Origin of the sequence: Limimaricola pyoseonensis, from assembly GCF_900102015.1 — a bacterium.
In the GTDB taxonomy this organism is placed as follows: domain Bacteria; phylum Pseudomonadota; class Alphaproteobacteria; order Rhodobacterales; family Rhodobacteraceae; genus Limimaricola; species Limimaricola pyoseonensis.
The window spans coordinates 13,797-27,131 of sequence record NZ_FNAT01000006.1; the positions used below are offsets into that span (position 1 = coordinate 13,797).

Consider the following 13,335-nt stretch of genomic DNA (forward strand, 5'->3'; position numbering starts at 1 on the left):
TTCTGCTGCGTGATCCGGCAGGCCGCCTTCGGGGCCGGCAACCGCGGCCCGAATGAGGCCGCCCGCCGATCGATCCCTTGACCTGTCGATTTTCTGTGGTCTACTGTCGACAATGTAGCATCTACTGTGGTGCAGCGCTTTCGATCTTGTCAAGCGTCACGCCGGCAGCGGAGCACGGAAAACGAATTGTCGGAGCGATGGGGATCAAAGTGACAGCATTTTCGCGCAATTGTTCCGCGTCGCGGGCCGGCCGGTCGGCCGGCGCGCCGCGGCGCGTCTGAGGTCGCCATGGGGGCGTTCCTTCTCAGGCGGCTCGGCCAGAGCGTCATCGTCATCATCGGCGTGACGCTGATCAGCTTCGTATCGCTGCAGATCGGCGGCGATCCGACCTATCTCTTCGTCTCGGAGAACGCGAGCGCCGAGGAGATCCAGCGGGCGCGCGAGGCCCTCGGCTTCGACGCGCCGCTGCACATCCAGTACCTCACCTATATCGGCAACGCCCTGCAGGGCGATTTCGGCAACTCGCTGAGCTACCGGCAGCCGGCGATGGAGGTGGTGCTGGATGCGATGCCGGCGACGATCGAGCTGACGATCTTCTCGCTCGTGCTCGCCATCGCGCTGTCGATCCCGCTCGGGATCTACTCGGCGCTGCGCCGCGGCACGCCGGTCGACGGCGGGATCATGACCTTCGCGATGATCGGCCAGTCCATCCCGAACTTCTGGATGGGAATCATGATGATCATGTTCTTCGGCCTCTATCTCGGCTGGTTCCCGATCTCGGGCAACGTGCCGTTCCTGATGCCGCTGTTCTCGGGCGACTTCGCCACCGCCTTCGCCAACCTGCCCGACAGCCTCTACCACATGATCATGCCGGCGATCGCGGTGGGCTCCTACACGCTGGCGCGCAATGCCCGGCTGGTGCGCTCCTCAATGCTCGAGGTGCTGCAGCAGGACTACGTCCGCACCGCGCGCTCCAAGGGCATCCCCGAGCGGCAGGTGATCATGCATCACGCGCTGCGCAACGCCTGGCTGCCGGTGGTCACGATGATCGGCCTCGAGTTCGGCTTCCTGCTCGGCGGCGTCGTCGTGGTCGAGACGGTGTTCTCCTATCCCGGCATCGGCCGGCTGGTGTTCAACGCCATCAACCAGCGCGACATCCCGGTGGTGCAGGCCTCGGTGATCCTGCTGGCGCTGGTGTTCATCGCGCTGAACCTGATCGTCGACCTGATCTATTCGCGGCTAGATCCGCGCGTGAAACTCTGAAGGAGCGCCCGGACATGGCCAATGTGGACACCGAGGCCCGCCTCGACTTCGCCGATCGCGGCAAGACCGTGGTCTCCTACCGCAGGAAGGAGTTCCGCCGCGCGGTGCACAGCCTGATCGCCAGCCGATGGGCGCTGATCGGCATGCTGATCCTGTTCGCGGCGACCTTCATCGCGGTCTTCGGGCCGTGGCTGGCGCCGTTCGACCCGAACCGCCAGAACATCATGATGCGGCTGATGGAGCCGGGCGCGGAGGCGGCGCGGAACGGCACCTACTGGCTCGGCTCGGACCATCTGGGCCGCGACGTGCTCTCGCGGCTGCTCTACGGCGCGCGGGTCTCGCTGCTGGTGGGCGTCGCCTCGATCGCGGTGGGCGGCACGCTCGGCACGCTGCTGGGCCTGATCTCGGGCTATTTCGGCGGCTGGATCGACGACGTGATCATGCGGCTCGGCGACATCCAGCTCGCCTTTCCCTTCATCCTGCTGGCCATCATGTTCCTCGTCGTGCTCGGGCCGGGGCTGGTGAACATCATCCTGGTGCTCGGGATCGGGCAGTGGATCACCTATGCGCGGATCGTGCGGGCGCAGACGCTGAGCCTGCGCGAGAAGGAATATGTCGAGGCGGCGCGGGCGATGGGCGACAGCCTGTTCTCGATCCTGTTCCGCACCATCCTGCCCAACATCGTCGCGCCGCTGACCGTGATCGCCTCGTTCAACGTGGCGAGCGTCATCCTGTCGGAGGCGGCGCTGTCCTTCCTCGGGCTCGGCGTGCCGCCGACCGTGCCGACCTGGGGCAGCATGCTGTCGGAGAGCCGCGATCACCTGCTGGCCAACAAGTGGTGGCTCGCGGTGTTCCCCGGCCTCGCCATCGTCTTCACGGTGCTGGCCTTCAACATCATCGGCGACTGGCTGCGCGACTTCCTCGACCCCCGCCTGAAGGAGCGCGACTGACCGGCGGGCGACCCGGATCACGCGGCAACGCGCCCCCGTTCGCACGGGGGCGCGTCGTCGTTTCAGACTGCGTGTTGCGGTGGTGGCAGGTCTCGATGCCGGGGTCGGGCGCGAACGAGACGACCGGAGGGGCCTGCGCCCGCTCCGGTCGTCATGCTGTCCGATGGGGAAGGGGTCAGGGCGCGACGAAGCGGCCGCCGCCTTCCCGGCCGGTGACCTCGCCGTCCGCATAGACGCTGCGCCCGGCCAGCAGGGTGCGGACGACCCGGCCCCGGAAGTCGCGGCCGTCCCAGAGATGGGCGACGTCGCGGGCGTGGCTGACCAGCCCGCCGAGCCGCACCCGCGTGGTGCCCGCGAGGTCGACCAGCGCCACGTCGGCCCGCGCGCCGGGCAGCAGCGTGCCCCGCTCGGGGTAAAGGCCGTAGAGACGAGCGCCGTTGGCGCAGATCAGGTCATGCGCCCGGCGCAGGTCGAGCCGGCCCGCCGCCACGGCGTCGAGCATCGCCGGCAGCAGCGTCTCGATCCCGGGCGATCCGGGCGGCGCGGCGAAGAAGTCGCCGGCGGCCGCCGCCTTCTCGGCATGGGCGAAGGGCGCGTGATCGGTCGTGACATGCGCGATGGTGCCGTCGCCGAGCGCCTCCCACAGCGCGTCCTGGTCGGTCTGCGTCCGGATCGGCGGGTTCACCTTGGCGAAGACCCCGGCGCGGTCGACATCGGCCTCGGTCGCGAAGAGGTATTGCGGGCAGGTCTCGGCGGTGAAGTCGGAGGTGCCGGCGAAGGCGCGCAGCACCGCGACCGTCTCGGCGCTGGTGACATGGGCGATGTGCAGCTTCGCCTGCGCGGTGATGTTCATCGCCAGCAGCTTGGCCACCGCGACGCTTTCGCAGACCGCGGGCCGCGCCTTGTTGTGGGTGTAGCCCGAGGCGGGGTCGAGCGTGGCGCGGGCCTGCCTTTCGTAGCGCTCGAGCAGCGCCGCGCTCTCGGCATGCACGACGACCGGGCGGCCGGTGCCCGCGAGCAGTTCGAGCGCGCGCAGCTGGTCGTCCTCGCCCGGGAAGGCGAGGCCGTCGAATTCGTCGCCGCGGCCGGGCGGGGCCGGTGTGGTGAAGATCTTGAAGGCGATGGCGCCCAGCTCGAGGAAGCGGTCGCGCGTCGCCTCGGTCAGGTCGCCGGGCGCGGCGTAGAGCCCGAAATCGACCACAGCGTGCTCGGCGAAATGGGCGCGGCGCGCCTCGAAGATCTCGGGCGTCGCGCAGCAGGGCTTCGAGATCGGCATCTCGAACAGCGTGGTCACGCCGCCCGCCGCCGCGGCCCGCGTCTCGGACAGCACCGTGCCGCGTTCGGGATAGGCCGGGGCGCGGACGTGGAAATGGATGTCGACGATCCCCGGCAGCACCGTCAGACCGGTGCAGTCGATGGTTTCGCGCGTCTCTGGGGCGCTGCCCGGTTGGTGGAGCCCGGCGACGCGGCCCTCCGAGATCGACAGGTCGACACGCGCGGGGCCGGAGGGGAGCAGAACCTCCCCTCCCTGCAGCAGCGTGTCGGTCATTTCAGCCCCAGCTCGGTCAGCGCCTGCGCCACGCCGTCGAGGTTCGACAGCTGCATCGAGGCGTAGTTGGGCGAGAGCACCACGCCGTGCCCGCCGGCGCGGTAGGTCGCCATGACCGAGCGGTAGGCGATGTCCGGCGTGCATTTCGCCTGGTCGGCCCGGACCCGCGGCGCGTCGATGCCGAGACCCATGTAGACCTTGGCCTTGCCGTGGACGCCGCGCAGCGCGTCGGCGCACTGGTCGTGGACGTAGACGTCCGGGTCCATGCCCTCTTGGATCGCCCGGTCGAGCGGCGGCGCGCCGAGACCCAGCATCCGCGACATGACGGCCGCGGCCGCGCCGGCGTCGAAATCGCGCAGGATGGTGCGGTGGAAGAAGCCGAATTCCTTGTGCCAGATCTCGCCGGACTGGTGCTGGTAGGTGATCGGCTTGACCCAGTCGGCATACATGGTCTGCTCGGCCCAGGGCCACTGGGCCCGGCGGAAGATGTTGAAGTGGTTGCGGTTCCAGACGTTGAGCCCGAAGGGCAGGCCGGGCTTGCACCACTTGACCAGACCGTAGAGCTCGCGGTCGAGATCCTTGTTGCGCTCGAGCCAGAAGCGTTCCCATATCAGGATCTCGGGGTTGTCCATCAGCACCCGCAGGAAGGTCAGGAAGGCGCCGTCGTCGAACTCCTCCCCGGCGATCGCGGCCTGCATGAACTCGTACATGCGGATCAGCCCGCGGCGGCAGGCCTCGGGGTCGATGCCGCGCCGCCGCGCCTCGTCGAGCGCCGGCTCGGAGAAATCGCCCGGCGCCTGGCCTTGGATCAGCTGGTCGAGCGGCGAGTTGCGCTCGTTGCACCACATCAGCCCGTCGATGTCGTAGTTGCGGACCTGGTCCTCGATCATCGAATGCATCCAGGTGCGGTAGTCGGGGTTCGAGGTCGAGGGCTCGTCCTTCATCCGGCCGAAGCAGTCGATCTCCATCACCTGCGGCAGGTTCGGCACCTCGATGGTGTTGGCGCTGCCATGCCCGGCATATTTGAAGAAGGGCTCCATCAGCTCGGGATAGACCTTCATGCCGCGCTTGCGCGCCTCGGGGATGACGAGGTCGAGGATGTCGACGCCCTCCATCTCCGGGTCGGTGGCGCGGAAATCCTTGATCATCGTGTTGGCGTAGAAGCGCGGATCGGGGTCGAAATAGGCGCCGCCCTTCATGGTGAAGGGCTCGGGCACGCCGTGGTCGGGCCAGCCGTCGAGCGCGTGGCTGATCGAGCGACCGGTCTTCAGCCCCAGCCACGAGCAGGTGCCGAGCATCAGCACGTTGACGCCGACCCGGTCGTGCAACGTGTCGAGCACCGCGTCGGTGCCCTCGTCGACGAAGCTGATCGGGCTGACCTGGATGCCGACGAATTTCTCTTCCGGATCGGGTCTCATGCGGCCACCCCCTTTCGCGCGGCGACGAAGCCGGCGATCCGGCGCATCGCCTCCCGGATCAGGGGCAGCGGCTGCAGGTAGCTGATGCGGATGAAGTCGCTGTCGGCCTCGCCGAACATGTCGCCGGGGAAGACCATGACCCCGGTTTCGCGCAGAAGCCCCTCGCAGAAGGGCTTGGCCTTCATGCCGGTCGAGGAGATGTCGGTGTAGACGTAGAAGGCGCCGCCCGGCGCGCCGTAGCGCAGCCCGGCCTCGGTGAGCGCGCCGGTCAGCCAGGCGCGGCGCTCGGCGTATTCGGCGTGCATCGCGTCGATCGGCGCCTGCGGTCCGGTCAGGGCGGCCAGCGCGGCGTGCTGGCTGACGGTGCAGGTGTTGATCGACAGCGTGTGACGCGGCTCGGTCATCTTCTCGACGAAGTCGCGCGGCGCGGCGAGGTAGCCGACGCGCCAGCCGGTCATGGCGTAGGTCTTGGAGAAGCCGTTCAGCGTGATCGTCCGCTCCTTCATCCCCGGCAGGGTGGCGATGGAGAGGTGCTCGTGGCCGTCATAGATCAGCCGCGCGTAGATCTCGTCGGCGACGATCAGCAGGTCGTGCTTCACCGCGAGACCGGCGATGCGGCGGATCACCTCGGGCGGGGTGACCGCGCCGGTGGGGTTGTTGGGCGAGACCAGCACGAACATCCGCGTGCGATCGGTGATCCGCGCCTCGATCTCGTCGGGGTCGAGCGCGAAATCGTCGCGCAGATGGGTCGGCACCGGCACCGGCACGCCGCCGCACAGATGCACGGCGGTGTCGTAGGTGGTGAAGCGCGGCGAGGTGATCAGCACCTCGTCGCCCGGCGCGCAGAGGCCGAGCATCAGCAGCATGATCGATTCCTGCACGCCGGCCGTGACCACGATCTCGTCGGCGGAATAGTCGAGGTCGTACTCGTTCACGAGGTTCTCGGCGATCGCCTCGCGCAGCGCGGGGATGCCGGTGGGGCCGGTGTAGTGGTGCTGATCGGCGTCGAGCGCGGCCTTGGCGGCGGCGACGATGTGCGGCGGCGTGTGGAAGTCGGGGTCGCCGCGGCCGAGCGCGATGACGTCGTCGAGCCCGGCGGCGATGCCGAGCATCTTGGTGCGGAACGCGCCGTCTTCCTCGACGATGCGCGGGGCGATGCGGTCATGCAGCAGGGACATCAGTGAAGCCTCTTTCCGTCGATGAAGGTCATGGTGACGCGCTCCAGCGCGCCAAGGTCCTGATCGGGCTTGCCGTCCACGACGATCAGGTCGGCTAGCTTGCCGGCCTCCAGCGTGCCGAGCGTGTCGCCGAAGCCGTTGAGCCTGGCGGCGCGGGCGGTGATGGCGCGCAGCGCATCCATGTTGTCGGGGCAGACCCCGACCTCGACCATGAATTTCAGCTCGGGCACGATGCGGTCGTGCTCGACCGCCGGGCTGCCCGCGTCCGTGCCGAAGACGATCGGCACGCCGGCCTTCGCGGCCCGCACCAGCCCGTCGAAGCGGGTCTTGTCGGCGACCGCCTTCTGGCGTTCCTCGATCTTCCATTCGGGGATGCCGAAGGCGCGGGCGATGGAGGGCTCGGCCTGGATGACGAGGGCCGAGAAGGTGGTGACGATGGGAATGTCGCGCTCCAGCAGCAGGCCGATCGTCTCGTCGGACATCGCGCCGCCATGTTCGACGCAGTCGATGCCGAACTCCGCGACGCGGCGGATGCAGGCGTCGTAGGTGGCGTGGGCGGTGATCGGCAGGCGATTGCGATGCGCCTCGTCGATCACGGCGTGCAGCTCCTCATCGGTGAACTCGAGCGTGTCGTGGCAGGCCATGATCTTGATCAGGTCGGCGCCGCGCTTGACCTGGTCGCGCACGGCGCGGCGCATCTCGTCGGCGCCTGAGGCCTCGCGGCAGACCCAGTAGGTGTGACCGCCGGTCTGGATGATGCTCTCGCCCGAGACCAGCAGGCGCGGGCCGGGGAAGATCCCCTGCGCGACCGCCTGCTTGGTGAAGAGGTTGGCGTCGTGGACGCCGAGGTCGCGCACCAGCGTGATGCCCGCGCAAAGCGATTTCAGCATGTTGCCCGCCGCCTTGTAGGCGCGGATCTCGGGCGGGTCGAACATCGACTGCTGCGACAGCTCGTGGATGCCGTCCCAGCTCAGATGGGCATGGCTGTTCATCATGCCGGGCATCAGCGTGCCGCCGGTCTCGATGGTCTCGATCTCGCGCGGCGCCTCGCCACGCCGGCCCACCGCGGCGATCCGGCCGCCGGAGAGATGGACGAAGCCGTCCTCGATCAGCTCGTCGCCGACGGCGGTGATGACGCGGCCCATGAGCACGAGGTCCACCGCCGGTGCGTCGAACATCTTCTTGGTGATCTTCTGGTATTTCCAGGCTGCCGGTTCCGGCATGTGTCGCTCCCCTTCTTGTGTTGGATCAGAGCGCGATGACGCGCGCGCCGATCGGCGTGTCGGCCAGGAAGCGCGAGGGGATCTCCACCCCGGCCTCCGTGGCGATCATGGTGTTGATGCTGCGCCAGCCGTCGCGGCCGGGGCGGTAGACGCCCGGCTCGGACGAGAAGACCATGCCGGGGCCTGTGGGCGTGGCGTCGCCCGGGGCGAGCCAGGGCGCCTCGTGGCCCTGCAGGCCCATGCCGTGGCCGATGCGGTGGCGGATCGCGTCCGACAGCCCGGCCGCGCGCAGCCGGTCCAGCGCGGCGCGGTCGATCTCCTCGCAGCTCTGCCCGGCGGCCAGCGCCTCCTGCGCGGCGGCGTCGCACTCCTCCATCGCCTGCATGACATGACGCTGTTCGGCGTCTGGCTCGCCCAGCACGAAGGTGGCGCCGCTCTCGGCGTGGTAGCCGCCGAGGCTGGCGCCGATCCCGGCGATCAGCGTCTCGCCGGGTTGCGGCATGCGGGGCAGGGTGGCGCCATGCGGCAGGGCGGCGCGCGGGCCGGAATGCACCGTGGCGGTGATGCCCATCGGCGTGCCGGCGAAGGCGTCGCGATGGGTCCGGGTCAGCGCGCCCTTCGCATGCGCCATGGCGTCGTCCATCAGGTCCTGCTCGGTGCCGCCCTGACCGATGATGTCGGCGGCCGCGGCGTGCAGCCGCCGCAGGAACAGGTCGGCGTAGGTGGCGGCCACGCGGGTCAGCGCCAGCTCCTCGGGCTGCTTGACGATCCGCTCGGCCATGCCGTGATCGGCGAGGTCCAGCGCCTCGGTCCGGGCCCGCGCCGCGTCGAGCAGCCGCGCCTTGAGCTGGTCGATGCCGACCCGGCGGCGGCCGATCTCGTCGAGCATCCACAGGATCGCGGGGACCGGGCCGGGGAACTCGTCGTAGCAGCGCAGGTCGGCGATGCCGGTGCCCTCGGCGTTCTCGCGCTCGAGCCCGGGCATGAAGAGGATCGGCTCACCCTCGACCGGCAGCCAGACCGCCATGGGCCGCTCGCCGGCCGAGAGGAACAGCCCGGTCGCGTAGGCGATGTTGGCCGCATGCGTCAGCAGCAGCCCGTCGAGCCCGGCGCGGGCCGCGCGGGCGCGCAGCCGGTCCCTTGCCGCCGCGTGGAAGGCGGGGGCGAGCGGGCGGGGCGGGCTCACAGGATGTCGCCGGTGTAGCGGTCGAGGACCTCCAGCTCCGAGGCCAGCCCCAGCTCGCGCCCCAGCGCCTGCAGGTCGGCGAGCACGTCGTCGGCGATCGGCACGCCGTTCTCGGACTTGCTGGCGGTTCGCCGCGCCTCCTGCTCGCCGGGGACGAGGATCTCGTCGAAGCCCGGCCGCCGCGCGCGGCTCCGGGCCATCTCGACGAACTCGCCCATCCGCGCCTCGTACTCGGCGGGCTCCATGAACCAGCCGATGTCGATGGCGATGAAGGTGTGCGAGACGTCGAGCTTCTTCGGGTCGGAATAGGGGGTGAGGCCGAAGCCGCCGCCCGAGAGCACGCCGGTCAGCGCCTCGGTCATGAAGGCGAGGCCGTAGCCCTTGTGGCCGCCGATGGCGAGCAGCGGCCCGTTCATCGCGGCGGCGGGATCGTCGGTCTCCTCGCCCTCGGGAGTCAGCGCCCAGTCGCGGGGCATCTTCTTCCCCTCGCGCAGGTACCAGTTCATCATTCCCTTGCCGGCGGTGGTCAGCGCGATGTCGAGCACGGCCGGAAAGCCCTTGTCGGTCGGCGCGGCGATCGACCAGGGATTGGTGCCGGTGACGCCCTCGCGCCCGCCCCAGGGCGCCATCTCCGGCCCGGCATTGGTGAAGGCGATGCCGATGCAGCCCTGCTCCAGCGCCTGGCAGGCATGCACCGCGCTCGAGCCGTAATGGGTCGAGTTGCGGACCACGACGGTGCCGATGCCGTTCTCCTTCGCCTTGCGCACGGCCAGCCGCATGGCCTTGGCCGCCGCGACGGTGCCGATGCCGTTATGGGCGTCGACCAGCGCCAGGCTCGGGGCCTCCTTCAGCACGGTCCAGTCGGCGCGCGGCGCGACCTCGCCGTTGCCGATGCGCTGCTGGTAGCGCCGCAGCCGCATCACGCCCTGGCCCTGGCCGGGGTGGAAGCGCAACTCGGAGAAGATCAGCGCGTCGGCGAAGATGCCGGCATCCTCCTCGGTCAGCCCCAGCGCGCGGAAGCCCTCGGCGACGAAGGCGCGCAGGCTCTCGCGCCCGACATTGGTCATGGTGATGGCGCGGGCGGGGGTCTGTTCGGTGGTCATGCGGAAAGTCCCAGGATGTCGGCGATGTTGGTCTGCGGCGCGTCAAAGGCGCCGAGACGGCCCTCCGGCGCGGTCATCACGATGGTCAGGCCGGGGCCGTAGCCGGCGCGCGGCCCGTCGGTCTGGCCGACGATGCCGATCGACAGGGCGCCGCGCAGGTAGCCGTGGTTGTAGCGGCTGTCGGTGTCGGCCACCGCGACCACGTCGCCGAGCCGCAGCCGGTCGAGCCCGTGCCGCGCCAGTTCCTCGCGGTCGGTGGACTGGATGTGCAGCGAGCCGCCTTCCGAGGTCAGGCCGGCGCCCGCGCCGACCATGTGCGGCGGCACGGTGGCGGCGACGCCCATCTTCAGCACGCCGCCCACGTTCTCCTTCGGCAGGCTGTCGAAGAGCCGCGGGTCGAGCGATTTCAGCGCGATGCCGGGATGGTCGGGCAGGGTGAGGCCGACGCCCTCGGCGGCGACCATGATCGTGTCGTCGACGGCGAGCTTCTCGCGCGTGGCGCGGTCGAAATGGATGATGACCTGGTCGGAGAAGCGGCCGGACTTGCCGGTCACCGTGCCGGTCGCGCCCTTGGCCGCGCCGGAGACCACGGTGGCGCGGTTGCCGACGCAGGCGAAGATGTTCAGGCCGCGGTTCTTGTTGGCGTCGGGATGGGCGATCGACACCGAGGGGTGGATGCAGTCGCCCGACCAGCCGAAGGCGCTGTCGCCGACCGAGACGTTGTAGACGATGCCGCCGAAGGTGGGCCACAGGAAGGGCGTGCCGTCCGCGGCCAGGCGGTAGGGCTCGGCCGGCAGGCCGGAGAAGGCGGGGTTCGCGACCTTGCCCGCGACGGAGACGGCGACGAGGTCGGATGCGTTGGTGACGGTCATTCGGGGTCTCCCAGGCCGAGATGGCGGGCGATGTTGGCGGACGGCTCGACGCTGAAATCGATGCCGCCGTCTCGCGCGGTCATGAGGGTGAGGATGCCGGGGCCGTGCCCGGTCATGATCGAGTCGCCGTGGATGCACAGCGCGATGCTGACCGCGCCCTCGCGGTAGGAGCGGCCGAAATGGTGGTCGGCGTGACGGATCGCGATGAGGTCGCCGAGCCGCATCCGGTCGATGCCGAGATCGGCCATCAGCGCGCGGTCGCCCGACATCAGGTCCTGGTCGACATATTCGGAGTTCAGCTCGGCGCCCGAGCCCATGATCCGGATCGGCAGTTCCATCGCCACGGGCACGTGCAACCGCCCCTCGCGGGCGGTGACACCCATCGCGTGGAACAGCCGCGGGCTCATCTTCTTGAACTCGACCGCCGGAAACTCGGGCAGGGCGAAGCCGCGGCCATGTGTGACGACCTGGATGCGGTCGCCCGGCGCGATCAGTCGATGCGCCGCGTCGTCGAACTGCACGAGGATGCGGGCGTGCTCGCCGATCACCACGCCGCGCGCGCCCTCGGCCATGCCGGAGGTCACGACGGCCTCGTTGCCGATGCAGGTGAGGTAGTGCAGCGCGTGGTGCCGGCCACCATCGGCCTCGTCGTCGATCGAGACGCCGGGTTCGACGTGATCGGCCGCCCAGCCGAAGGCGCGGTCGCCGCAGCGCACATTGTAGGTGACACCGAACATGCCGGGCAGCACGGTGGATCTGCCGTCAGGCCAGGGAATGTACTGTCCGGCCTTGACCGATGGCGTCGTTACCGAGCCGGCGACCGCCATCTCGACGAGGCTCGTCTCATTCGTGAGCAGGTTTGGCATCGCGGTTACGGGTCCCTCCATCGCCTCGTGGGGTGTTGACAAAACTTCCGGCAATTGCCACCAGTAGATTGTCGACATTGTGACGACGTATGGGAAGCACGGCAATACCCCTTAGTCAAGCACCCTGGACGGGCAGGCTCGACGAACCCCGGGACACAACGGCAGGGACGCGGAAAACATGAGCTACGACAAGCTGATCGAGGTGAGCGGCCGGGTGAACGACCTGCTCAACGCGGGGTCGATCCTGTCCTGGGACGCGCGGACGATGATGCCGAAGGGCGGCAGCGAGACCCGCTCCAAGCAGCTCGCGACGCTCGCCGTGGCGGCACGCGACCTGCTGTGTTCCGACGAGATGAAGCGCGCCCTCGACGGCGCAGAGGCCGAGGTGAAGGGCAGGGCGGAGGACTCGCCCGAGCGCCGGATCGTCGCCCAGGTGCGCGAGGCGATCGACTATCACGAGCGCATCCCCTCGGAGCTGCTGCGCCGCAAGACCGAGCTCGGCTCGGCCGGCCACGACATCTGGGCAGAAGCGCGGGAGAAGGCGGATTTCTCGATCTTCGCGCCGGCGCTGAAGACCATGGTGGAGATCAGCCGCGAGATGGCCGAGGCGATCGGCTACGAGGAGCACCCCTACGACGCGCTGATGTACCGCTTCGAGCCGGGTACCACCACGGCCCAGCTCAGGACGCTGTTCTCGCGGCTGCGCGAGGGGATGCTGCCCTTGGTGCGCGCCATCGCCGAGGCCGAGCAGCCGCGCTCGGACTTCCTCTACCGCAACTACCCGGTCGAGGCGCAGATGGGCTTCGCGCTGAAGATGGCCGAACGGATCGGCTACGACCTCGACCGCGGCCGGCTCGACACCACGGTGCACCCGTTCGAGATCAGCTTCACCCGCAACGACGTGCGGATCACCACGCGGGTCAACCCCGCCTACATGCCGATGTCGCTGTTCGGCGCGCTGCACGAGGCCGGCCACGCGATGTACGAGCAGGGCGCCGACCCGGCCTATGTGCGCACGCCGCTCGCCACCGACCTAGTCGGGCTCTACGCGGTCTCGGGCGTCAGCTTCGGCGCGCATGAGAGCCAGTCGCGGCTCTGGGAGAACCATGTCGGCCGCAGCCGCGCCTTCTGGGAGAACCATTTCGGCGAGATCCGCGCCGCCTATCCGGGCACGCTCGACGACGTGTCGGCGACCGAGTTCTACCGCGCGATCAACCGCTCGCGCCCGAGCCTGATCCGGGTCGAGGCGGACGAGCTGACCTACGACTTCCACATCATGCTGCGGGTCGAGCTGGAGAGCCGGCTGATCGATGGCAGCCTCTCGGTCGAGGACCTGCCAGAGGCCTGGAACGCTGGCATGAAGGACTATCTCGGCATCGAGGTGCCGGACGACGCGCAGGGCGTGCTGCAGGACGTGCACTGGTCCTCGGGCCAGATCGGCACCTTCTGCAACTACACCATCGGCAACATCATGGCCGCGCAGCTCTTCGAGACGGCGGTGACGGCGGATCCGGGCATCCGAACCGCGCTGGACGGTGCCGATTACGCGCCGCTCAGGGGCTGGCTGAACCAGCATGTCGCCCGCCACGGCCGCCGCTACTCGCGCGACGAGCTGCTGGTCAACGCCACCGGCCGGGCGCTCGATCCGGAGCCGTATCTGCGGCACCTGACGTCCAAGTATTCCGAGATCTACGGCCTCGCGGCCTGACCCGGGGGAGGAGGAACCC

General features: G+C 69.4%; 11 protein-coding genes. 3 read left to right on the top strand and 8 right to left on the bottom strand.

Annotated features, from left to right (window positions below):
- The first annotated feature begins 288 nt into the window (after positions 1–288).
- Both BLT43_RS12990 and BLT43_RS12995 read left to right on the top strand, forming a co-directional pair.
- Positions 289–1,263, top strand: a complete 975-nt coding sequence (locus BLT43_RS12990) for an ABC transporter permease (RefSeq protein ID WP_090113504.1) — start codon at positions 289–291, stop codon at positions 1,261–1,263.
- Between the two features lie 14 nt (positions 1,264–1,277).
- Entirely contained in the window at positions 1,278–2,213 is a 936-nt protein-coding gene (locus BLT43_RS12995; RefSeq protein WP_090113505.1) for an ABC transporter permease, read from the top strand.
- 175 nt (positions 2,214–2,388) lie between these two features.
- On the opposite strand, the gene BLT43_RS13000 is transcribed toward BLT43_RS12995, so the two are convergent.
- The 8 genes from BLT43_RS13000 to BLT43_RS13035 are packed head-to-tail and all read right to left on the bottom strand — an operon-like array spanning position 2,389 to position 11,608.
- The gene (locus BLT43_RS13000; protein WP_090113507.1) at positions 2,389–3,762 is read right to left on the bottom strand and encodes a dihydroorotase; all 1,374 of its coding nucleotides are present in this window, start codon (positions 3,760–3,762) and stop codon (positions 2,389–2,391) included.
- Positions 3,759–5,180: a hypothetical protein gene (locus BLT43_RS13005; protein ID WP_090113508.1), complete on the bottom strand. Its 1,422-nt coding sequence runs from the start codon at positions 5,178–5,180 to the stop codon at positions 3,759–3,761. The genes BLT43_RS13000 and BLT43_RS13005 overlap by 4 nt, the downstream gene beginning before the upstream one ends.
- Entirely contained in the window at positions 5,177–6,358 is a 1,182-nt protein-coding gene (locus BLT43_RS13010; protein WP_165612615.1) for a pyridoxal phosphate-dependent aminotransferase, read from the bottom strand. The genes BLT43_RS13005 and BLT43_RS13010 overlap by 4 nt, the downstream gene beginning before the upstream one ends.
- Positions 6,358–7,581 carry a metal-dependent hydrolase family protein gene (locus BLT43_RS13015; RefSeq protein WP_090113510.1) on the bottom strand — a complete coding sequence of 408 codons (1,224 nt, stop codon included), beginning with the start codon at positions 7,579–7,581 and terminating at the stop codon, positions 6,358–6,360. The genes BLT43_RS13010 and BLT43_RS13015 overlap by 1 nt, the downstream gene beginning before the upstream one ends.
- Before the next feature lie 25 nt (positions 7,582–7,606).
- Positions 7,607–8,767, bottom strand: coding sequence for a M24 family metallopeptidase (locus BLT43_RS13020; protein WP_090113511.1), 1,161 nt, complete (start codon positions 8,765–8,767; stop codon positions 7,607–7,609).
- A complete protein-coding gene (locus tag BLT43_RS13025; RefSeq protein WP_165612616.1) occupies positions 8,764–9,870 on the bottom strand; it encodes an Ldh family oxidoreductase in 1,107 nt (368 codons plus the stop codon). Before BLT43_RS13025 ends, BLT43_RS13020 begins: the two co-directional genes overlap by 4 nt.
- A complete protein-coding gene (locus tag BLT43_RS13030) occupies positions 9,867–10,742 on the bottom strand; it encodes a DUF4438 domain-containing protein (RefSeq protein ID WP_090113513.1) in 876 nt (291 codons plus the stop codon). Before BLT43_RS13030 ends, BLT43_RS13025 begins: the two co-directional genes overlap by 4 nt.
- The gene (locus BLT43_RS13035; RefSeq protein WP_090113514.1) at positions 10,739–11,608 is read right to left on the bottom strand and encodes a DUF4438 domain-containing protein; all 870 of its coding nucleotides are present in this window, start codon (positions 11,606–11,608) and stop codon (positions 10,739–10,741) included. The genes BLT43_RS13030 and BLT43_RS13035 overlap by 4 nt, the downstream gene beginning before the upstream one ends.
- A gap of 178 nt (positions 11,609–11,786) precedes the next feature.
- Here BLT43_RS13035 and BLT43_RS13040 point away from each other — a divergent pair, with 178 nt between their 5' ends.
- A complete protein-coding gene (locus tag BLT43_RS13040) occupies positions 11,787–13,316 on the top strand; it encodes a carboxypeptidase M32 (protein ID WP_090113516.1) in 1,530 nt (509 codons plus the stop codon).
- Positions 13,317–13,335 lie beyond the last annotated feature (19 nt).